20 protein-coding genes are annotated in these 21,375 nt (G+C 36.9%); 3 read left to right on the top strand and 17 right to left on the bottom strand.

What is annotated here, in order from left to right; all coding sequences use genetic code 11:
* Positions 1 to 475: 475 nt before the first annotated feature.
* The gene (locus HMPREF0077_RS08005; RefSeq protein WP_040349622.1) at positions 476 to 850 is read left to right on the top strand and encodes a hypothetical protein; all 375 of its coding nucleotides are present in this window, start codon (positions 476 to 478) and stop codon (positions 848 to 850) included.
* Between the two features lies 1 nt (position 851).
* A complete protein-coding gene (locus HMPREF0077_RS08000) occupies positions 852 to 1,277 on the top strand; it encodes a MarR family winged helix-turn-helix transcriptional regulator (RefSeq protein ID WP_004837506.1) in 426 nt (141 codons plus the stop codon).
* Positions 1,278 to 1,605: 328 nt separating this feature from the next.
* Here the strand turns inward: HMPREF0077_RS08000 and HMPREF0077_RS11005 are convergent, their stop codons facing one another.
* From HMPREF0077_RS11005 to HMPREF0077_RS07920, 17 genes are all read right to left on the bottom strand, one after another.
* Positions 1,606 to 1,857, bottom strand: a complete 252-nt coding sequence (locus tag HMPREF0077_RS11005) for a mobilization protein (RefSeq protein ID WP_072071454.1) — start codon at positions 1,855 to 1,857, stop codon at positions 1,606 to 1,608.
* 281 nt (positions 1,858 to 2,138) lie between these two features.
* Entirely contained in the window at positions 2,139 to 3,671 is a 1,533-nt protein-coding gene (guaA, locus tag HMPREF0077_RS07995) for a glutamine-hydrolyzing GMP synthase (protein ID WP_004837505.1), read from the bottom strand.
* Between the two features lie 19 nt (positions 3,672 to 3,690).
* A complete protein-coding gene (locus HMPREF0077_RS07990) occupies positions 3,691 to 4,524 on the bottom strand; it encodes a pyruvate, water dikinase regulatory protein (protein ID WP_004837504.1) in 834 nt (277 codons plus the stop codon).
* A gap of 3 nt (positions 4,525 to 4,527) precedes the next feature.
* Positions 4,528 to 6,594 (bottom strand): glycine--tRNA ligase subunit beta, encoded by a 2,067-nt coding sequence (glyS, locus tag HMPREF0077_RS07985; protein WP_004837503.1) that lies wholly within the window; start codon positions 6,592 to 6,594, stop codon positions 4,528 to 4,530.
* The gene (gene glyQ, locus HMPREF0077_RS07980; RefSeq protein WP_004837502.1) at positions 6,584 to 7,465 is read right to left on the bottom strand and encodes a glycine--tRNA ligase subunit alpha; all 882 of its coding nucleotides are present in this window, start codon (positions 7,463 to 7,465) and stop codon (positions 6,584 to 6,586) included. Before glyQ ends, glyS begins: the two co-directional genes overlap by 11 nt.
* Position 7,466: 1 nt before the next feature.
* The gene (gene recO / locus HMPREF0077_RS07975; RefSeq protein WP_004837501.1) at positions 7,467 to 8,234 is read right to left on the bottom strand and encodes a DNA repair protein RecO; all 768 of its coding nucleotides are present in this window, start codon (positions 8,232 to 8,234) and stop codon (positions 7,467 to 7,469) included.
* Positions 8,221 to 9,102: a GTPase Era gene (gene era, locus HMPREF0077_RS07970; RefSeq protein WP_004837500.1), complete on the bottom strand. Its 882-nt coding sequence runs from the start codon at positions 9,100 to 9,102 to the stop codon at positions 8,221 to 8,223. Before era ends, recO begins: the two co-directional genes overlap by 14 nt.
* A complete protein-coding gene (cdd, locus tag HMPREF0077_RS07965; protein ID WP_004837499.1) occupies positions 9,099 to 9,494 on the bottom strand; it encodes a cytidine deaminase in 396 nt (131 codons plus the stop codon). Before cdd ends, era begins: the two co-directional genes overlap by 4 nt.
* The gene (gene ybeY, locus HMPREF0077_RS10505) at positions 9,491 to 10,822 is read right to left on the bottom strand and encodes an rRNA maturation RNase YbeY (RefSeq protein ID WP_004837498.1); all 1,332 of its coding nucleotides are present in this window, start codon (positions 10,820 to 10,822) and stop codon (positions 9,491 to 9,493) included. Before ybeY ends, cdd begins: the two co-directional genes overlap by 4 nt.
* An 8-nt stretch (positions 10,823 to 10,830) precedes the next feature.
* The gene (locus tag HMPREF0077_RS07955; protein WP_004837497.1) at positions 10,831 to 11,799 is read right to left on the bottom strand and encodes a PhoH family protein; all 969 of its coding nucleotides are present in this window, start codon (positions 11,797 to 11,799) and stop codon (positions 10,831 to 10,833) included.
* A 75-nt stretch (positions 11,800 to 11,874) separates the two neighbouring features.
* Entirely contained in the window at positions 11,875 to 12,225 is a 351-nt protein-coding gene (locus HMPREF0077_RS07950; protein WP_004837496.1) for a hypothetical protein, read from the bottom strand.
* A complete protein-coding gene (gene floA / locus HMPREF0077_RS07945) occupies positions 12,218 to 13,162 on the bottom strand; it encodes a flotillin-like protein FloA (RefSeq protein WP_040349619.1) in 945 nt (314 codons plus the stop codon). Before floA ends, HMPREF0077_RS07950 begins: the two co-directional genes overlap by 8 nt.
* Positions 13,162 to 13,776 (bottom strand): NfeD family protein, encoded by a 615-nt coding sequence (locus tag HMPREF0077_RS07940; protein WP_004837494.1) that lies wholly within the window; start codon positions 13,774 to 13,776, stop codon positions 13,162 to 13,164. Before HMPREF0077_RS07940 ends, floA begins: the two co-directional genes overlap by 1 nt.
* 121 nt (positions 13,777 to 13,897) lie before the next feature.
* On the bottom strand, positions 13,898 to 14,404 hold the full coding sequence (locus HMPREF0077_RS07935; protein ID WP_004837493.1) for a hypothetical protein: 507 nt from the start codon (positions 14,402 to 14,404) through the stop codon (positions 13,898 to 13,900).
* Positions 14,405 to 14,418: 14 nt separating this feature from the next.
* Positions 14,419 to 16,287, bottom strand: a complete 1,869-nt coding sequence (locus HMPREF0077_RS07930) for a hypothetical protein (RefSeq protein ID WP_040349618.1) — start codon at positions 16,285 to 16,287, stop codon at positions 14,419 to 14,421.
* A gap of 1,392 nt (positions 16,288 to 17,679) precedes the next feature.
* Positions 17,680 to 18,876: a hypothetical protein gene (locus HMPREF0077_RS10685; protein WP_004837490.1), complete on the bottom strand. Its 1,197-nt coding sequence runs from the start codon at positions 18,874 to 18,876 to the stop codon at positions 17,680 to 17,682.
* A gap of 232 nt (positions 18,877 to 19,108) precedes the next feature.
* Entirely contained in the window at positions 19,109 to 19,591 is a 483-nt protein-coding gene (locus HMPREF0077_RS07920; RefSeq protein WP_004837489.1) for a hypothetical protein, read from the bottom strand.
* 1,036 nt (positions 19,592 to 20,627) lie between these two features.
* On the opposite strand from HMPREF0077_RS07920, the gene HMPREF0077_RS07915 reads away from it, so the two are divergent.
* On the top strand, positions 20,628 to 20,912 hold the full coding sequence (locus tag HMPREF0077_RS07915) for a GIY-YIG nuclease family protein (protein ID WP_004837488.1): 285 nt from the start codon (positions 20,628 to 20,630) through the stop codon (positions 20,910 to 20,912).
* Positions 20,913 to 21,375 lie beyond the last annotated feature (463 nt).

Genomic DNA, 21,375 nt, shown 5'->3' with positions numbered 1-21,375 from the left:
CATACCAGATCGCCTGACAGATGATGATGATGTCATGCTGTTGTTGAAACTCATTTTTCACAGGCAGGACACGCAGGAACTATTGAAAAAACAGCTTTAACGGGAGAAGTCTGAAATCCCTTAGTTTACTAAGGGCGTAATTATACACCACCCAGAGGTTGGTGCATTGTGTTCTCCGAAGGCTCCTCGCCAGAGGGCTGTGATTTTCCGCAGTCATGGTCTGTTCCAAATCAAAAAGAGGACACTACGCTTCCCCTGCACTGGCTGCCGCCAGCTACCCTTTGAAAGGAAAAATTTATAGAAACAGTATTTACTACGAAATTCACCACTAAAATATTATTTTAAGAGATATAAACTTAAAAACAAATTAGTTGACGCATCAACTAATTTGTGGTATACTTCACTTATTATGAAAAGTGATGTAAGAGTAATGAAATATAAACGTTATATTTTCCCTATATTGATGGGGAGTACAATGAGTTGCATTATGTCTCAGATGAATACTGGAAAAATTGTTTTTCCGTCTATACTTTTAATGATGTTATTGCAATCTATAGTTGCAAGTATAGCATCTTTGATTTTTCCGGCTGGACTTATAGGTGCAAAAGTAACAGAGAAACTATATACTGGAAAATCATATATTGTTTTTTTAGTTCTTTCATCAATAATTCCAGCGATATATTTTACTACAATTATGTCTGTAAGCGGATTGTTAAGAATGAATGGATATGATGAGAATTTCTGGAAAATATATTTTTCCTCATTTCCTATTAATGTTGTATTAGGATATTTTTCGAGTATTTTTTGGAATGTGATATTGGACAAAGTTTTAAGAAGAAAAGAGGCATAAAGTGGAGAAAAGTATCGGAAAACTTATAACTTATTTATCGAGATGTATTCAGCAAGAATTAAAAAATGTAGTTGTTCCATTTGACATAAGTGTCGGAGAAGAGCCTTATTACATGGCACTTACAAAACAGGATGGATTGACTCAGGATGAATTAACAAAGCTTGTGAAAGTAGATAAGGCTGGTACGGCTCGAATGGTTAAATCATTAGAGCAAAAAGGATATATCACACGAGAAACAGACCCTAAAGATAAAAGAAACAAAAAAATACATCTTACAGAAAGAGGACGATTAAAATATGAACCTTTAAGTAGAGCATTAAAAGAATTTAATCAGAAGTTGACATCAGAATGGACAGATGAACAATATGAAATCGTTTATCAAAGTCTGGAAATGCTAAAAAAAAATTTTGAGATTGATAATAAATAACTTTCAATTTATTGCCCCTCTACACATCGGGTCAACTTGCCTCGAACTTTTACACCTTGGATTGTCAACACTTATTTGTACAATTTAAAATCGAACGCACTAATTTAAGATTAAATGATAATTACTAGTTAATCTTGATTGTCTATATTTAACTGGGGCTGTAAATAATTTTGTGTATCAACCTAAATCCTGACATAAGGGTAAAGGTTGATACATTTTTTGCTTTTAAATATCTATACACTCCTATAGAAATAGAGCATATCGTAGTATTATAAAACTTTAATTATTGAACTAGAAGTTTAAATATTATCATAATTTCTACATTTTTTCATTCCCTCCTTAATAATAGTGAATGCACATCCCACAACTCCTTGGATATTTTCTCTATTTTTTCTCTCATATAATCTATATCTTTCTTATAAATGACTCCCGTTGTATTAGTTGCTTTTACGGTCTGGTTTATATTATTTGTTGCATTTGAAAGTGACCATTGTAAATCTCTAAATTGTTCTAGGTCTATAATATAAATTTCTTTTTCTTCATATGTTGAGTATATTTTTAGTTGATTTTTTAAATTTATTTTATACTAGATGTCGCTTTTAATTGTACAACCTATCAAATAAAAAAGACCATAACACTTAAGTTATGATCTAATTTTTTGTCCAAATGTAAACCACTTGGAACTATTATTCAATTTATTCTTTTTAACAAATGTTCCCATTTTAATCCCAGTTACAGTTTTTCATATCACTTTCCTCTCGAAAACTCTCCTGAGTTTTCTCGCTTAGTTTTTCGGACTCAGCTTTGCTTCGTCTCGAAAATGACCGATGCAAATGCATCGGTCACCCATAGATGTTGGGACTATTCCCATTCAATTGTTCCTGGTGGTTTGCTGGTTATGTCGTAGACTATTCTTCCTACTCCGTTTACTTCGTTTATCATTCTGTTGGATAGGGTTTGGAGGAGGTCGTATGGGAGGTCGGCTGCTTCTACTGTCATTGCGTCAGTGCTTGTTACGGCTCTTACTGCTATTACGTTGTCGTAGACTCTAGCGTCTCCTTTTACTCCTACCGTTTTTATTGGTGTCCATACTGTGAAGTATTGCCAGATGTCTTCTTTTAGGCCGAAGTTTTCTACTTCTTCTCTTAGGATGGCATCTGTTTCTCTTACTATGTCTAGTTTTTCTTTGGTGATTTCACCTATTACTCTTATGGCAAGGCCTGGTCCTGGGAATGGTTGACGCCATACCATATCGTGTGGTACTCCTATTGCTTCTCCTACTGCTCTTACTTCGTCTTTGAAAAGTTCTCTTAGGGGTTCTACTAAGCCTGTGAAGTCCATGTCTTCTGGAAGGCCTCCTACGTTGTGGTGGCTTTTTATAACACTTGCCTTATCCTTGCCTGATTCTATTACGTCTGGATAGATTGTTCCTTGGACTAGGTATTTGGCTCCACCTATTTTTTTGGCTTCTTCTTCGAAGACTTCTACGAAGTGGTTGCCTATGATTTTTCTTTTTTCTTCTGGTTCTTCTACGCCCTTTAGTAGGTCTAGGAATTCTTCTGATTTGTCTACCATTTTTACATTTAGACCTAGTTTTGCGTAGGTTTCCATTACTGTTTTGCCTTCGTCTTTTCTAAGTAGACCATGGTCTACGAAGATACATTGTAGATTATCTCCTATAGCCTTGGATACAATGGTTGCGGCTACTGTTGAGTCAACTCCACCTGATAGTCCGCATATCATCTTTTCATTTGCGTATTTTTCTTTTATTTCGGCTATTTTTTCCTTGGCAAAGTCTTCCATTTTCCAAGTTTGTTCTGCTTGGGCTATGTTTTTAACGAAGTTTTCTAGCATGAGACGGCCATATTCTGAGTGAACTACTTCTGGGTGGAATTGAACTGCATAGATTTTCTTTTCCTTGTTTTCGATTCCAGCTACAGGAGCGTTTAGGGTCCAGGCTATTTTTTTGAAACCATCGGCGATTTTGTTAATCCTATCTCTGTGGTTCATCCAAATTACAGATTCTTGAGGAACTTCTTGGAATAGTTCGCTCTTTTGATCTACAAAGAGTGGGGTTTTTCCATATTCACCATTTTTTGGAGTTTCTACTTCTCCGCCAAAGTGGTGGTTGATGTATTGTAAGCCATAGCAGATTCCTAGTATTGGAAGGCCTAGGTCAAATATTTTGTCATCTGCCTTTAGGGAATTTTCGTCATTTACTGATTGTGGGCCACCTGTTAGGATGATTCCTGCTACTCCGTCAAGATTTAAGTCTTCGACTTTGCTCTCGCAGTCAAATAGTTCAGCGTATACGCCCATTTCTCTTACTCTTCTTACTATGAGTTGGTCGTATTGGCCGCCGAAGTTTAGTACAATTATTTTGTCTTTTTTCATACTTGCTCCTTAAGCTTGTTTAATATTGAACGTGGTCTTTGTGCTCTTCGGGAAATTTCTCGAAATAGTATTGAACGATGTCTGTTGCTGTTTGCTCGATTGTGTTTTCTGTTACATCTATGACCTTGCAGTCAAGGTCTTTGTAGACTTCCCTAGCGTATTCTAGTTCTTTTCTTATCCTCTTGTCATCGTAATATATTGATTCGCCTACTATACCCAGGGACTTGCTTCTTACTTCTCTTATGTTAGATAGCTTGTCTGGGTCTATGACAAGGCCTATGATCCTTTCTGGGTCTACTTCGAATATCTCTTGGGGTAGCCTTATTTCAGGCACAAGAGGTAGGTTTGATACCTTGAAGTTTTTGGTTGCAAGAATCATGGTAGTAGGAGTTTTGCTGGTTCTTGATACGCCGACTAGGACTATATCTGATAGAGGAAATCCCCTTGGGTCCTTACCATCATCGTATTTGATAGCAAACTCTATGGCTTCTATCATATCGAAGTAGTCCTTAGATAGGGTCCTAGTTAGGCCGACTTGCCTTATGGCTTTAAGGCCAGTGGCTTCTTCTACTTTTCTGATACCGTAATTTAGGATGTCTAAGACCTCCATGTTCCTTTTCTTGGCAACTTCTCTAAGGTGATTGGATAGGTCCTTGTCAGCAATAGTTTGAACTACAATTGTGCTTTTATCCGCTTCTTCCATGACTTCATCTATCTCTTTTGTCGAGATTATGCTAGGCTTTCTTATTAGGTTGACCTTCAAGTCTGGAAATTGGCTTGTAACAGATTTTATATAATTTTGAGCTGTTTCTCCTGTCGAATCGCTGACAAGAATTACCTTTAGTTCCTTCATCTCTTACCTTACAATCTCTTTCACATCAAAAATTTGCTTAATACGCTTAGCTAGAATGTTGATCATGGCTATCCTGTTGTTTTTCAATTGTTCATTGTCAACATTTATCATTGTCTTATCAAGATATTCATTTCCTATTTGGCTAGTTTCTTTAATCTTTTCTAGTTCGGCTAGATAATCAGTTTCGGCAACAGCAACAAAATCTCCGAGAGATATAAGCACTTCGTAGAATGACCTTTCTAGGTCGTTTTCTAGGAGATCTTCTCTTATATTATCATCATCAAGGTCTTTGGATAGGTTTACAATTCTTGTGAAGTAAGATATTTGATCTTCGTTATCTTCTAAGAACTTATCAAGACTTGCCACCTTCTTAGCGATTCTTAGTATATTAAGCTCACTAACATTCATTACAGCATTTACTGTGTCATAATTGTAGCCATCATCTATCAATTTGTTTTTGAGCCTATCCCTAAAGAAGTCTAGAACCTTGGCCATAGCTGTATCATAGTCAAAGGCTAGTTCGTTTTTTTCTGTATATACCAAAAGTGCGTCATTTACAAGTCTTTTTAGGTCAATATCTATGGAGTTTGCTAGGAAAATATTTATAATTCCTAGGCAGGCCCTTCTTAGACCGAATGGATCTTGGCTACCTGTTACATATTTTTCTATAGCATAAAGGCCAACTATAGTATCCATCTTATCGGCTATGGATAGAATTATACCAGTTATAGTTTTTGGTAGATTATCTCCAGCTGATCTTGGCATATAGGCTTCTTCTATGGCTGTGGCTATTCTTTCTTCTTCTCCAGACTTTTTTGCATAAATCCTACCCATAGTTCCTTGTAGCTCGGTAAATTCTACTACCATCTTTGTTACAAGGTCTGCCTTGGCAAGGTAAGCTGCTCTTCCTATCGGATGGGTCATATCTTCACCGATAGCTAGGGCTTGTCTGTATCTTTCTGTAAGGTCAGTAAGTCTGTCGGTTTTTAGTTTCATATTGCCCAAGCCCTCAAAGAAGGTTAGGCTATTAAGCTCATCAACATAAGAATCAAGAGGTTTTTTGATATCCAATTCATAGAAGAATTTGGCATCTTCAAGTCTTGCAACCAAGACTTTCTTGTTACCTTCAATGACATTTTCCTTAAATTCTTCATCCCCATTTCTTACAACCAAGAAGTATGGAAGAAGATTCTTGTTTTCGTCAAGGACTGGGAAGTATCTTTGATGGTCTTTCATAGGAGTTGTTACAACTTCCTTAGGAAGTTCTAGGTACTTCTTGTCAATATCTCCGATAAGGACTGTCGGATATTCTACTATATTGATAACTTCATCGAGGAGGGATTCATCTTTCATATATTCTCCCCCTACCTCACTTGCTAATCTATTAAGACCCTTGAGGATTATATCTTTTCTATCCTTGTATCTTAGAATGACATAATTTTCCTTTAAGAGTTTTTCGTAATTTTCTATCTTGTCTATGACAATTTCAGCTGAACCAAGGCTTCTGTGGCCCTTGCTGATATTAGATACTTTTATTCCTTCAGCATCAAAAGTTAGAACTTCATCATCTAGGAGGGAGACGAACCATCTTATTGGTCTTGCCCATCTGATTGACTTGCCAGCCCATCTCATAGACCTTGGGAAGGATATAGACTTAACTAAATCATAGACATTTTCCTTTAAGACTTCTGCTACTGACTTAGACTTTTCTTTTTTTTCTATGAAAATATAGTCTTCACCCTTAAATTCTCTTATTACTACATCAGCTATGTCTGCTCCTTGACCCTTTAGGAAACCTAGGAGGGGCTTGTTGGCTTGACCGCCCTCGTCATAGGCGATTTTTACGCTAGGGCCCTTTACAGATATAGTTTTTTCTTCAGTATCAGCATTTACATTATTTAGAAAAATAGCAAATCTTCTTGGTGTTGATTCCACGAGGACTTCTTCGCAAGTCAACTTGTTTTCTTCTATAAGTTTTTTAAACTTATCTTCTAATTGTTTCTTGGTATTTTTGACATAATCAGAAGGTATCTCTTCTACTCCGATTTCTAATAAGTAATTACTCATCATTATCCTTTCTTAGAAGAGGGTAGCCGAGCTCTTCTCTTTTCTCAATAAACTTATGTGCTACCTTGCTTGATACATCCCTAACTCTTTTGATGTAGTGGCTTCTTTCTGAAACAGAAATAGCTCCCTTGGCATCTAGGGTGTTGAAGGTGTGGCTTGTCTTTAACACATTGTCATAGGCTGGTATGCAAAGGCCCAAGTCGATTAGCCTGTTGGCCTCTTTCTCGTAGATGTTAAACAATTCTTCTAGGACTTCATTGTCAGCATCTTCGAAAGAATACTTAGAATTTTCATATTCTGGAAGATAGAAAATATCCCTATAAGTCAAATCCTTAGACCACTTGATATCAAATACATTATCCACATCTTCAAGATACATAAAGATTCTCTCAAGGCCTATGGTTATCTCCCCACTTTCAATCTCACAGTTAATACCACCTACTTGTTGGAAATAGGTAAATTGTGTGATTTCCATCCCATCTAGCCACACTTCCCAACCTAGTCCCCAAGCTCCGAGGGTTGGGCTTTCCCAGTTGTCTTCTACGAATCTAATGTCATGTTCCCTAGGATTAATTCCTATTGACTCTAGGCATTGAAGGTAGAGCTCTTGGATATTATCTGGTGTTGGTTTTAAGAGTATCTGCATTTGGTGGTGTTGGTAGAGCCTGTTAGGATTTTGTCCATACCTACCATCGGCAGGTCTTCTAGAAGGCTCAACATAGCATACTTTCCATGGTTCAGGACCTAGGGCACGCAAAAATGTGTGAGGGTTCATAGTTCCTGCTCCCTTTTCGGTATCGTAAGGAAGCATAACAGAACAACCCTGTTTCATCCAAAACTCTTCCATTTTCATTATTAAATCTTCAAAGTACATTCTAATTCCTTTCGCTTAATTTCTTATAGACCCAATCCATAGAAGGAAAACTTCTAAGATCAAGCTTTTTTAAGCAATAATCTATTATTAATCTGGCAACTTTCTCATAATTTTCGCTTGGGCTAAGATTAGCTAGCTCATCGGATCTGCTATAAAGAAGTTTATAGAAATACAAAAACTCATCATAAGAAAGAAATATCCTATCCAAGGCTTTTTTCTTATCGTCTTCGCATATAACCGAAGCCTCTTCGATGGAGAAAAAATTATTCCCATTATCTATAATTTTACCGCATATACCGCAAGTAGAAAAGTTAGGCTTTAGCCCTGAAAATGATATGTATTTAATCATAAAGGCGAGGAAAATATTAATATAGTTTTTCTCGGCTTCTTCAAAGGCTCTAAAACTAGTATCTAAGAGCTTAAAGACCGTATCAATTTGTGTTTCATCCATAGTCTTTAGCAAAAAATCACAGATAGCCGATTTATACAAAATCACATCGAAATTCTTCTGTGATTTCTTATAATTTTCTAAGACCTCTCCTTCCCTTATCCCATAAAAGTCCTTGCCCGACTTGTACAAGGATAAGTTTACCTTCATAAATCTTCCTGTCAAAGAAAGCTTGTCAGAGTTTTTGCGATAAACTCCCCTGGCGAGTATTGATACCTTGCCGAGCTTATCGGTAAAAACTTCGACAATCTTACTAGTTTCATGATAGGGAAATTCTCTTAGGATAAAGCCTGTAATATCGCTTAGATCACTTGTAGCCAAAGCGATCCACCAGCTTTTCTTTCTTTCTCCAGTCCTTTTCAACCTTAACCCACAATTGGAGGTTGACCTTACTGTCAAGGAACTTTTCTATCTCACTTCTAGCATCCATGCCGATTTTCTTAATCATAGATCCCTTTTTACCTATGACAATTTCCTTATGGCTAACTTTCTCAATGACTATAGTAGCCCTTATATCTATCAAATTCTTATCAGGCCTTTCTTTGAAATCATCAATCCTAACGGCGACTCCATGAGGGACTTCTTCCGAAAGATTTCTTAGGGCCTTTTCCCTAATTATCTCAGAAACAATAAACCTCTCACTCCTATCAGTTATCATATCCCTATCATAGTAGGCTGGCCCAAAATCAAGCATATCCTTGACAGTCTTTATATAAATATCGACATTTTTTCCTTCTAGGGCAGAAATCTCCAAGATTCTATCGAAGTCATAGGCCCTAAAATTCGCCCTAATCTTTTCAATCTTATCCTTAGCTAGTAGGTCGGTCTTGTTGATTAGTAAAATCTTAGGAAGCTTTATCTTATCTAGCATAGCTAGGATTTCTGTGTCTATCCTTCCAATTTCCAAAGAATCATCCACAATCATTGTTACTATATCCGACTCCTTTAGGCTTTCCTCAGAAAAAGTCAGAAGCTTTTCTTGAAGCTTGTTTCTAGGAGTTTGGATGCCTGGAGTATCGAGAAATATTATTTGACTTTCCTCATCATTATATATAATTTGTATCTTATCCCTGGTAGTCTGTGCCTTGTTGGATATTATAGAAATCTTCTCTCCTAGGATTTTTTCCATAAGAGTAGATTTGCCAACATTGGCCCTGCCTACAACAGAAACGAAACCTGATTTTATCATTCTAAATCCTTTTTGCTAAAACTATGGGGTAAAAGATCGTCCATAGTATAAATCTTATAATCGCTTACAGAATTGGCTATGACAAGCTTAGTATCATCATCAAAAAACTCAGCCATAAATTGCCTACACACTCCACAAGGGAAAGTATCCTCGCTATCTCCTGTTATAATAATTGTATCAAACTTTCTTTCACCTGCAGAAATAGCTGCGGCAAGAGCCGACCTTTCCGCACAAAGAGTTGCAGAATAAGAGGCGTTTTCTATATTAATTCCCTCGTAAATCTTGCCAGTCTTTGTTAGAACTAGGGCCGACACCCTAAAATTAGAATAAGGAGAATAGGAATTTTCCTTATTGTCTATAGCCCTTTGTATTAATTCTTCTAAATTTTTCATGAAAATATCCCAAAAATCGCAAGAGCTATACTAACTCCTAGTATCGCTCCCCTAATAATTTCCTTGGCCGAATGAATGTCTGCCTCATACCTGCTTTCTGCAACTATTAAGGCAAGACCTGCCAAAATTATCATAAGCATTGGATCATCTACTAGCAAAAAACCAATAGTTCCAAGGCCAAAAGCTACCGATGTGTGGCCACTAACAAAACCACCCCTAAAGGCTGTTCCATGTCCCTCATAAAAAACTCCCTTAAAAAATATAGTCAAGATTATAATAAGGGAAATAGAAATCAAGGCCAAGTGGCTCGGTCTTCTGGCTATCCTTAGGATAACTGAATCGTAGAAATTGAGAAACTTATCAAAAAATATCATATAGCCCACAAAAATTGCATTGAGGGCTGCTATAAAGGTTGCTGCCGCAGAAACATCCTTGGCAGACTTGGCAAGGCTTAGCCACCTACCATCAGCAGCAATATCGACAGCATTTTCTAGGGCAGTATTGACTAGCTCAAGGGCTATAACACTTGATATAGAAAAAACTAGAAACATCATCTCAATTCTTGATAAATTAAAAAAAAGACTAGCCACAAGAACTATGGCGCAGGTTAGGAAATGAAATTTCATGTTTTTTTCGTGATTGATAGCAAAAACTAGACCCTCATAGGCATAATCAAAGCCCTTTAGGAATTTTTGCCCATGGCTTAGATTCTCCTTAGTATAAATCTTGCCATATTCGACATTAGCATATCTTTGCTCAAGCCTAAGTTCTTCCTTGATTTCTTCCTTTAGCTCATCTTTGATTTTGCTAAAGTCGCCTCCTTCTTCTGCCTTGGCTAATTCATAATCCTTCTTGTCAGCATGATCGAAGTTTTCATGATTATCATCCTTAAAAACCCTAAGATTTCTCATGATTTCCTTCTCACGAGCCCTCATCTTCCTCTTATCGTCTTCTTCCATGTGGTCATAGCCTAGAAGATGTAGGGTTGAATGACAAGTAAGATACATTATCTCTCGCCTTAGAGAATGGCCAAACTCCCTAGCCTGATCCTTGGCTACATCCATACAGATTACAATATCACCAAGCATGATATCCTCACCAGGCAAGTTCATATCATCATCTAGGGGGAAGGATAGGACGTCAGTTTGCCTATCTATATTCCTAAATTCCTTGTTAAGCCTTTGGATTTCCTCCCTATCAACAAAAGTAATAGAGACTTCATAATTATCCTCCAAGCCTTCTGTCTTTAGTACTTCTCTTATGGTTTTTTCGAGGTCGGCATCCATTTCTATCTTTTCACTTGTATCATTTTCTATTAAAAGATGCATAAGCCCACCTATTCTTCTTTCTTATTATCTTCCTTATCTTTTAACTCTTGTCTTTGTTCAATAAGTCTTTTCTCTTCCCTATCATAGGCATCTATTATCCTTTGAACAAGAGGATGTCTTACCACATCTATTGAAGAAAATTCCATAAAGGCTATACCTTCTACATTTCTTAGGATGTGCTCGGCTGCCTTGATTCCACTTTTTTTCCCACGAGGTAGGTCTACTTGGGTCTTATCTCCAGTAATAATAGCCTTGGAGCCAAAGCCGAGTCTTGTTAGAAACATCTTCATCTGCTCCTGGGTCGTATTTTGTGCCTCATCCAAGATCACAAAAGACCTATCTAGGGTTCTTCCTCTCATGTAGGCAAGGGGAGCTACTTCTATTAGTCCCTTTTCAACTAGATTTTGATAGGACTCAAAGCCCAAGATATCAAAAAGCCCATCGTAGAGGGGTCTTAGATATGGATCAACCTTATCTTGCAAATCTCCCGGCAAAAAGCCTAGACTTTCTCCTGCCTCAACAGCTGGACGAGTGAGGATTATTCGATCAACCTCGCCCTTCTTGAAGGCCCTAACAGCCATGGCAACAGCAAGATAGGTCTTTCCCGTACCAGCTGGCCCTATACCAAAAACCACATCATTATTTCTTATCTTATCAATGTAGGATTTTTGACCAAGAGTCTTTGCCTTTATTGGTTTGCCATCAGCCCTAGTTATTATCACATCATCTAGTAAGGACTTTATAACATCCTTATTTTCTCTTTCTAGCATATCAGCATGGTACTTTATATTTTGGAAGTCGAGAATCTTACCCTTCTTAATTTCTCCTAAAAGTTGGTCGAGAAGACTCTTGCTAAACTTAACCCCAAGCTCATCTCCGCTGATTTCTAGGTCCTCATCCTTAACCCTGATCTTCGTATCAAATCTATCTTCTATATATTTTCTATTTTTATCAAAATTCCCGAACAAGCTAATCACTTGTTCAGGACTTTCTATCGCTAATAATTCTTTAATATCAATCCCTCCAATAGGAATATTATACTCTTTTGGCCGCTATTTTCTCTTAGCAAGAGGCTTGGCTAGGATTTCCGAATAAATCATAGCCTTCTTGAGATTGAGTCTTCTCTTTGATTTTTTCTTTTCCTCGGCGATTTTTTCTTCTTCTCTCTTCTTTATAGCTTCTTCAATTCTCATCTGAGCATCCTTATCGCCCTCTTCTGTTTGAATATTCTCTTTTTTTATATTCTTTTTATTTTGGCTCTTTTGCCCTTGGGGCTTGAAGATATCATCAACCGACTCGTCCATGTATTCATTTAGAAGCTCACTTGCCCTATTTAGCCATTCCTCAAAGCTAGGCTTTGTTTTTTTCTTATCCTTGTAGTTAGGCTTAGGGAAATTAAACATCAAACTCAGCCCCATCATCAGCAGAAATAGCTTCACGCATCTTGGTGTCGGCATTTATATTTTTAAGATTATAATAATCCATTACACCGAGGTTACCTTCTTCGAAAGCCTTGGCTATGGCAATAGGAATCCTACTTTCTGCTTCAACTACCTTGGCCTTGTTTTCTTGTTCGAGGGCTATGGCTTGGGCACGTCTTTCCTCTGCCTTGGCTTGGGCTATATTCTTGTCAGCCTCAGCCTGATCTCTTTGAAGTTGGGCGCCGACATTTCGTCCTACGTCCACATCAGCTATATCTATGGATAAAATCTCGAAAGCTGTTCCAGAATCAAGACCCTTCATAAGAACGGTTTGGGAAATATTGTCTGGATTTTCCAAAACTTGGGCGTGGGAATCAGAAGAACCTACTGTAGTTACAATTCCTTCGCCTACTCTTGCTATGATTGTTTCTTCTCCAGCACCACCGACTAGCCTTTCTATATTTGCCCTAACAGTAACCTTGGCTATAACCTTAACCTCGATACCATTTTTGGCAACGGCAGCAATTACTGGAGTATTGATTACCTTTGGTGTAACTGATACTTGAACAGCCTCAAAAACATTACGACCAGCAAGGTCTATGGCTGCTGCTTGCTCAAAGGAAAGCTCGATATTTGCTCTTTCTGCTGCTATAAGGGCGTCTACTACTTGATTAATATTACCCCCTGCTAGATAATGGCTTTCCAAATCATTTGTTGTAATTGGAATACCTGCTTGGTAACTTTTAATCATTGCATTTACTATTTTTGAAGGAGAAAGTCTCCTAAAACGCATGGCAACAAGGGCTGCCATAGAAATATTAACCCCAGAAAATCTCGCTGTTATCCAAAGACCCACTGGCACCATGGTGAAGAAAACCACCACTAAAACTAAAACTAAACCAATAATAACAAATTCCATCATAACTCCTTTACCACTATGTGGCCATCTTTCACACTTACTACTACAATATCCTTATCATTTTCGATAAAATCTCCCTGACTTCTGGCGTCATAATAAGAATCATCAAGCACAACTTTTCCTGTCGGACGAAGAATACTCTTAGTCTTGCCTTTTTTGCCAAGAAGACTAGAATAATCAGCCTTGGATGCAATATCCCTACTATTAACCGTCCTAAGTATGTCCCTATCAAAAATATTAGCCCTAAAGCCTAAAAGGACATAAACTGTTAGGCTAAAAACTATGGCAAGACTTGCTCCAATTAGTAGAAAAAGCTCCCTGCCATCCATCCATATAGAATTATAAATAGCAAGACCAATAAGACCAAGACCCGTTATCCCAATCAAGCCAAAACTCGGTATAAAAATTTCCAAAGTAAGGAGGGTTACTCCAGCTACAAAAGCTATCAAAGGCCAACTTTCTGCCATATGATAAGTTGAATTAGTATAATAAAATACCCCCAACAAAATTATGGCAAGCCCCGCAAAAATCAGCTTCTTGTCGGTAAACAAAATCGAAATAAGACTAACAACTGCAAGGACAAAAGTCAAGCCTATGGCTAATTCATAAATCATAACATCTCCTTTCTGCTCTTTATATAATTATCATATATTTGTATCGAAAAATCAAGAAATTAACATCCTAAGCTTTCTTACTAAAAAACAGGCTAATTCCTTAGCCTGTAAATTTTGATTATTAATTATTGTTTTGAACCTTCTCGAGAACTTCGTTAGCCTTATCCAAAACTTGGTTGGCATGATCGAGCATCTCTTGGACTTCAGCTTCCCTGCCTTCGATAGCCTCTGGTGATTCTGTTTGTAGGATTTCTATAGCCCTAACAGTAACCTTAGCATCAAAGATCGCTTGTTCAAGCTTTGCAACCAACTCTTCCTTGGTCTTTGCATCCTTATCTGAATCTTCTTTTCCTTCAGCATCCTTTTTGTCAGCATCATCCTTGCTATCTTTCTTATCTGTAGCTTCCTTTTCGGATGTACCTTCTTTTTTATCTTCCTCAGCGTCTTTTTTGCTGTCAGCTTCCTTCTCTGCAGTTCCTTCCTTTTTCTCAGGATCAGCACTCTCACTTACTTCAGTCTTCTTAGAAGCATCTTCTTCGTTATTTTTGTTTTTACTTAAATTGTTGCATGATGTAAGACTTAGACTTAGCAAAAGTCCTGCAAGAACAACTTTATTCGTAATTTTCATATACCTGCTTCTTTCTATTTATTCTTCTTTCTAGTCAACACTAAGGCTATAGCAGCTACAACAAGAACCCCACCTGCAAGAGGAAGCACTGACTCAACACCAGTTCTAACCTTGCCACCAGCATTTTTCTTGGTGCTTACAAGTCTTTTAGTAGTCTTTGCCTTATTGCTACCTTTTTCTGGTTTTTCTGGGTTCAAATCCTTATTAAAGTCGTCTTCCAAAGCCTTGATGTCGTCAACATTAGCATCTTTATTATCCTTTAAGTCCTTTAACTTATCGGCATACTCTTTCTTTAACTTCTTTAGAGAATCTTCGGTAAGATTATCTGACTTAGCTTGGTCAATGTATTTTTCAAGAGCCTTTAGCTTATCATTAAATTCTCCAGCGAAGTCCTTGTCCTCTATTGCCTTTTTAGCTTCTTCAAAAGCCTTTAGATTTTCTTCTGTCTTTTTCTTGCCTAAATCCTCAAAAGCCTTCTTGTAAGCTTCCTTTAGCTTCTTTGGAGCTCTTCTGAAATTTTCACTTTCAGTAAATTCTTTGTTTTTATCAACATTAAGAGCAGTAGCAATCTTAGATATCAAGACATCCTCTTCTACCTTCTCGATATCTCTCTTTGCTTTTTCAACAGATTCTATCTTACCCTTAGCATCTTGGTCAATTTCTTTTTCTTTAATATCATCTAAGGCCTTGTAGGCATCTTCATAAGCTTTTCTAAGCTTTTCATCGGCTTTCTTAAACTTATCGCTTGCTCTAAAATCTTTATCAGAATCTCTAATAGCCTTTAATCTCTTTGCATAATCATCTATTGTCTTTTGATCTTTTGATGGCTCAGCATTAATAATCACCTTGCTTACAGCAACTACGTAAGCATCGAGATAAGACTTAAGATTTTCTACTCTTACATCAAGATTATATAGATTATTCTCTAAATTAGACTTAGAAGATTTATAAGCTTCAAGATTTTTCTTCTCTTCCTTTTCCTTATCTGTTAGAGAATCTTTTTTATATAAGTCGCCTAGTCTTCTTTCTATCTTAGTATCATCTGAGTTAGTAGCTTCAAGGAAAATTTTTGCATCAAGACGCACTTCGCTAAGGTCTTTAGTTTTGCCAAAGCCTTTTGCATAAAAATCATCAGGATATCCATACTTAACTTCTTCATCGCTGAGCTTAGATTCCTTGATAGTTAGCTTATTATCTTTCTTAAACTTGTCAATAGCATCAGAAAATGCTTTTACATTTTCTTCTATTTCATCTGTTTCATGGTCTTTTTCAGCTAAAATCTTATCGGCACTTTCTGCTAATGTCTTTAGGTCAGCAGGAAGCTCTAGCTTAGCAGTCTTAGCAGCTTCTTCGAGTTGATCCAAGTCAGCCTTTAGATTTCTTAGCTTAATTCTGTTAGGAATATTCTTAACAACAGTATAGCCAAGTTCCATTGACTCTTTTAATAAGCTTTGCTTATACTCAGCACTATAATCTTCAGCTTTGCCATCTTCCTTAACTTCTTTTTCAATTTTTTCTAAAATAGCTCCATAAGCTTTTTTATAGGCTTCCTCCTCGCTTTTTGTTGCAAGACTATATACATTTGAAGCCTCAACTTCTTTATTGAAATTTTCTACTTCAGTCCTCACAGCTTCCTTTACCTTTGTTGTAGGAGCAGTTTCCTTTAAAGGTTGAGCTTGAGTGTTATCTTGTGCAGCTCTGTCAGTAACTGGTTGTTCTTCTTTTTTTTCTCCATCTTCCGATTTTTTAGCAGAATCTTCTCCTTGTTCTTCCTCTGCATAAGCAAGGTTATTTAATCTTATAGAGTAATTTTGGCTTGTTTGCACAGGACCTAGGCTTAGTCCTAGAAGAAGTACAGCAATGCCTATCTTATTTTTATTCATAATTTCTCCTATCCATTTTATATCATACATAAATTATATAGCTTTCTAAGAAATATGTCAAAAGCTCTTCCTTATATGATATTATAGTTACTTTTTGGAAAATATACAATAGCCTTGGAAGATATTTTTTCAAATATCTGAGACTAAATAGTTTATTATATATTTATTACGAGATATTAGGGAAGACTTTTTTGAAGGGTTGAACCCTTCGTACTCTAGGGGTGTTGGAAGATATTTTTATATATCTTTGAATAAATTTTATCTATTTATTACTTGATATTATAGAAATTTTTTCTCAAAGGGTTGAACCCTTCGAACCCCAGGGAGACAGCTAAGGGGGCTGCAGAGGCCCCCTCTACCTTTCTCCCTGGACCCTCTTTTCATTCACCCCCTCTGCTCCTTGGGCGGAGTGCGGATAAGGTCGATTTGCTAAAGCAAATCTTTGTTCTTAAACGAGCTGCTCCGTTTTACTTGGTCTTTGATATAAGAATGTCTGATAATCGTCTCTCTAAAAATCGATAACTCGCTTGCGCTCAAACAAATCGATTTTCTTAACGAGAGACTCTATTAGCCATTTCTACTGATTATGGAGATGGGAAGTTGTAAGCTTTGCCCTTGGCAAAGCGTATCATGTTTTTGTATTTTTCTTACATATTAACTTAGATTACCTCATTCTAACATATTGATTATAGAATAAATGCACGCTCTTGTAATTCTTAATGCCTTGACCACAATGAATGAACTTCTACGTCTGTCATTTCGACAGGGCTTCCACGAGGAAGCGACGAGAAATCTAACTAGCAAATCTTGTATGACGAAAATGTAAATGCAACGAAACCCCTCATACTACCTTTTCTAGCAGTATGGATAATCATAGTGAGCGTTAAAAAAATTTATCTGTTTGAGCGTTAGCGAGTTATAAATTTTTATCGAATGATGATTAGGAATCCTTAGAGTCTAAACCAACTAATACGAAGGCTCCCACCTATACATAAAAGATTGGCGAAGCCAATCAACAAAATCCGCACTCCGCTAAGGAGCAGAGGGGGTGGTCTCTGTGGTCCGACGGGCCAATCGAAAAGAGGTTCTAGGGGAAAGCCTGGAGGGGGAATTTGCCCAAGCGGCATCTGGAGCGCTGCCGCCCCCTTAGCGTTCCCCCAAAGGTTCGAAGGGTTCAACCCTTTGTAAAAAGTGATTCATAATATCTAGATTCAAAAAAATAAAAATTTATTCCAAGATATATAAAAATATCTTATCATTACCTTATATACCTACCATCTAAAATTAGGGGTTAAAAAAGACCCCTATTAAGGGGTCTTAATTCGTGAGTACCGCGGTTACTAAATTAATACTTCGTCTTTACGAGTGCACTCTTGAGTGACTTAAGTATTATTAGTCTCTTTTTTTGCTAGCTGCGTAAGCAACTGAAGCTGCTGCAAGGATTCCTGCAACGCCTGTTACTCCTACAACGCCTGTTTTAGCATTTTTAGATGCTTTTTTAGCTGGAGCTTTTTTGTCTTCTTTTTTGTCTTCTTTTTTGTCTTCTTTTTTATCTTCTTTTTTGTCTTCTGTAGATGGTTTTGCTTCTTCTTTTTTGTTTACATCTTTAAGAAGATCTTTACCTTCTTTAGTTACTTCTTCAGCGTCTTTTGTAGCGTTTTCAATTTCGTCAAGGTTAGCTTCATCAGCGTAAGCTTTTGAGAAAAGAATATCAGATACTGCTACATTTTTGCCAAGTAGTTTGCCAAGTTTGCTGATAACAGCATTAGCTTTTGTTAGGTAAGCATCGATAGGTGCTTTGTGGTTTTTGTAAACTGCTGGAGCTGCTTCTTTAAGGATTTCTACTGCTTTTGCTGTTTCTCTAGCTTCAGCGTAAGCTTTTTCAGCTCTTGCAAGAACTTCTGCTTTGTTTTTAGCTGGTTTTGATGCTTCTGGTGTAGCTGGTGCTGTTTTATCTTCTAATACTTTAACTTTGTCGTTGTTGAATAGAGCAAGAATATCATTTAATTTAGCTTCATCAACTTTTTTACCAAGTTTTCCAAGTTCTTCTTTGATTTTATCAACTTTAGTATTAACAGCGTCTTGTTGTTTTTTAAGTTGAACTCTAGCATTTATAACTGTTTGTTGAGCTTGATTTAAATTTTTTGTAGCTTCTTTAGTAGCTTTATCTAGTTTTGGTTGATAAATTTCCTTTAAATCCTTTTCAGCTTCTTCTTTAAGATGTTTAAGTACTTCATCTGCATCATCTCCTGCTAATTCTGGTTTAGCTGTTGATATTTCTTTAGTAAGTTTTTCAATTTTTGCCTTTAGAGCTGCAACTTCTGGAACTGAAGCTTCTGCTGCTTTTAATTCAGCTGCTTTTTCAGCTTCAAGTTTTTCAGCATCAGCTAAATCTTTTTCTAATTTAGGAAGTCTAGCTTTAAGTTCTTCCAATTCAGCGTTTAATTTAACGATTTCTGCTTTTTCACTTTCTGTGAATGTACCAACTGCTTTGTTAAGTTCATCACTTGTTGCTGCGTATGATGGAGCGATTGCGCCAAGTCCTAGAGCTAATGCTAAAGCACCAGCTGCTAATTTATTTGTTTTCATAATTATATTCTCCTTATTTGTTTAAACTATTAATATAGTACTCACTTTACAATTACAATTGTACAACATTCCTACAAATTTTGCAACACATTTTCTACAAAAAGTTTCGAAATTTAATGTTTTCCCTGAATTTCAGGCTTTTTCTCCACATTTTCTCCATAATGCTTACATATTTGTGTCATCTTTGTAATTGTTTATTACATTATAACACTTTTTTGATAAAAGAAAAGCCCTAAGTCAATAAATTTTCACGTACATATTTTACTGCTTCGTAATTGTCTACCAGACTTTCTACTAGGCTCATGTAATACAAGAGCTGGGCGTTTCTTCTGTTGTTAAGTAGGGCCTTTTCTTTGTTTAGGCTTGCTATTACTTCGCCCGTTGTAAGTATTATGTTGGAGTTTTCTATTTTGTCGACGTATTTTACATTGACGAAGCCTCTTTGTTGGTCATCATAGTTGCTATTTCTAACCTTGAAGGCAAAAAAGACGTGGTTTTTGTCTATGGGATAGGGGTAGTTTCTTGCTATTTGGACCTTGTTTTTGATTTGCTTGTCGACAAGTTTTTTCCTCTTGCCTTTCTGGTCATAGAGGTTTTTGAGAAAATGGGTCGGCGTTCTTCTGTCCATCTCGCTCCTATCTACATAATAGATACGGGATCCGATGCCTATGCGATTGATTTCTTCAGGCAAGATTGCGATTATATCAGTAGTCATCCTTCCTCCTTTCAGACATTATTGGTCTATGCGGGGCTTCCATAGACTCTTAATGTACTATAATTGTACTTGCCTTTTTTTATTTTAAAATAGACATTGGATAAAATATAGAAAAAAAATCGAGCCACCGATCAAGGGGTGGCTCTCAGAAGGGAAAAACTATTGCCCAAAGCTGGGCGGGAAAATATTTCTTTTTATATAAAAATATTTTTTGTATTTCTACAATCCAAGTTAGGTCTTTTGCCAAGTTAAGTGAAAGCGAACAAATATTAAGTAGATAATAATTGCATAAGCCGAAGGAATATGGAGATTCACCCTGGCAGGTATTGTCCTAAAGTGGAAGGGCAAATTAAACAACAAAATGATATTTACTAGTGCCTTTTGTGGACTTCTAGGCAGTTAATATCCTTTAGCTATTTAACTAATTAATGTTATATCATTTTTCCGTGAGCTTGTCAAGGATATTCGGTATTTTATGAAGATTTATTTATAAATATAATATCAAAATCACCCTATCCTTAGCTAAACTCTAAGCTTATACAAAAAATAATGATTTTTAAAGCTTAGCTTCTGACCTGAGGATATTTTTCTTTGACGTCTTAGTGTTACTTGGCTCTTAGATTTACTTGTGAGATTCCTCGTCGAAATCTGCGATTTCTCTGTCGGAATGACAAACTAAATGTCATCCTTAATGGAATTGTCACAGGGAGCAAAGCGAGCTGATGAAATTCCTTAATCGAGGCTTTTCGAGATGAGCTTTCCGATTAAAAGCGAATCCGAAAACTACCGTCGAGGAGCGGAGCGACGTGAGGATCTTTTCTTTGACTTCTTAGTGTTACTTGGCTCTTAGACTTACTTGTGAGATTCCTCGTCGCTTCCCAGTGGAAGCTCTGTCGGAATGACAGAGTAGGTCTACCATCATTATTGTCATCCCGAGGAAGAAGCTTTGCTTCTGACGTGAGGATCTTTTTACAATAAATTTTGTTATCTATTATTTGTAATGCTATAATTTAATAAAGAATAATAGGAGGCTTTTATGTACTATGTCTATATATTGTCCAATTATAATAACAAGGTAATTTATACAGGCGTTACCAATAACTTAGAGAGAAGATTGTATGAACATAAACATCATTTAGCAGATGGATTTACTAGTAAATATAATGTTAATAAGTTGGTTTATTTTGAAACTGGCGATTCTATTGATGGTGCTATAGCTAGAGAAAAGCAGATAAAGAGTTATAGAAGAGAAAAGAAGGATGCTATTGTAAACTCTGTGAATCCTGATTGGAAAGATTTATCTCTGGATTGGAATAAATAAAAATGACTAAGTGGATTTCTCTATAAGAATAACACACCTATGTCATCCTTAATGGAATTGTCACAGGGAGCTAAGCAACAACCCTGTCATCCTGAGGAGCGTAGCGACGTGAGGATCTCTTCTTTGACGTCCTAGTGTTACTTGACTCTTAGATTTACTTGTGAGATTCCTCGTCGCTTCCCCGTGGAAGCTCTGTCGGAATGACATCATTACTGTCATCCTGAGGAAGAAGCTTTGCTTATGACGTGAGGATCTCCACCCTGTCATCCTGAGGAGCAACAGCGACGTGAGGATCTTTTTTTTGATGTCTTAGTATTACTCGACTCTTAGATTTGCTTGTTAGATTCCTCGTCGAAATCTGCGATTTCTCTGTCGGAATGACAAACTAATTGTCATCCTGAGGAGCGATAGCGACGTGAGGATCTTTTCTTTGATGTCTTAGTATTACCCGACTCTTAGATTT

This window comes from Anaerococcus tetradius ATCC 35098, from assembly GCF_000159095.1.
Classification (GTDB): domain Bacteria; phylum Bacillota; class Clostridia; order Tissierellales; family Peptoniphilaceae; genus Anaerococcus; species Anaerococcus tetradius.
This window is presented reverse-complemented; position numbering and strand designations above follow the sequence as displayed.

What these genes read in the sequence shown, in the direction of transcription:
- HMPREF0077_RS08005 (WP_040349622.1), top strand. Translation starts at nt 476, where the DNA reads ATGAGTTGCATTATGTCTCAGATGAATACTGGAAAAATTGTTTTTCCG.
- guaA (WP_004837505.1), bottom strand. Translation starts at nt 3,671, where the DNA reads ATGAAAAAAGACAAAATAATTGTACTAAACTTCGGCGGCCAATACGAC.
- HMPREF0077_RS07990 (WP_004837504.1), bottom strand. Translation starts at nt 4,524, where the DNA reads ATGAAGGAACTAAAGGTAATTCTTGTCAGCGATTCGACAGGAGAAACA.
- glyS (WP_004837503.1), bottom strand. Translation starts at nt 6,594, where the DNA reads ATGATGAGTAATTACTTATTAGAAATCGGAGTAGAAGAGATACCTTCT.
- glyQ (WP_004837502.1), bottom strand. Translation starts at nt 7,465, where the DNA reads ATGTACTTTGAAGATTTAATAATGAAAATGGAAGAGTTTTGGATGAAA.
- era (WP_004837500.1), bottom strand. Translation starts at nt 9,102, where the DNA reads ATGATAAAATCAGGTTTCGTTTCTGTTGTAGGCAGGGCCAATGTTGGC.
- cdd (WP_004837499.1), bottom strand. Translation starts at nt 9,494, where the DNA reads ATGAAAAATTTAGAAGAATTAATACAAAGGGCTATAGACAATAAGGAA.
- ybeY (WP_004837498.1), bottom strand. Translation starts at nt 10,822, where the DNA reads ATGCATCTTTTAATAGAAAATGATACAAGTGAAAAGATAGAAATGGAT.
- HMPREF0077_RS07950 (WP_004837496.1), bottom strand. Translation starts at nt 12,225, where the DNA reads ATGTTTAATTTCCCTAAGCCTAACTACAAGGATAAGAAAAAAACAAAG.
- floA (WP_040349619.1), bottom strand. Translation starts at nt 13,162, where the DNA reads ATGGAATTTGTTATTATTGGTTTAGTTTTAGTTTTAGTGGTGGTTTTC.
- HMPREF0077_RS07940 (WP_004837494.1), bottom strand. Translation starts at nt 13,776, where the DNA reads ATGATTTATGAATTAGCCATAGGCTTGACTTTTGTCCTTGCAGTTGTT.
- HMPREF0077_RS07935 (WP_004837493.1), bottom strand. Translation starts at nt 14,404, where the DNA reads ATGAAAATTACGAATAAAGTTGTTCTTGCAGGACTTTTGCTAAGTCTA.
- HMPREF0077_RS07930 (WP_040349618.1), bottom strand. Translation starts at nt 16,287, where the DNA reads ATGAATAAAAATAAGATAGGCATTGCTGTACTTCTTCTAGGACTAAGC.
- HMPREF0077_RS10685 (WP_004837490.1), bottom strand. Translation starts at nt 18,876, where the DNA reads ATGAAAACAAATAAATTAGCAGCTGGTGCTTTAGCATTAGCTCTAGGA.
- HMPREF0077_RS07920 (WP_004837489.1), bottom strand. Translation starts at nt 19,591, where the DNA reads ATGACTACTGATATAATCGCAATCTTGCCTGAAGAAATCAATCGCATA.
- HMPREF0077_RS07915 (WP_004837488.1), top strand. Translation starts at nt 20,628, where the DNA reads ATGTACTATGTCTATATATTGTCCAATTATAATAACAAGGTAATTTAT.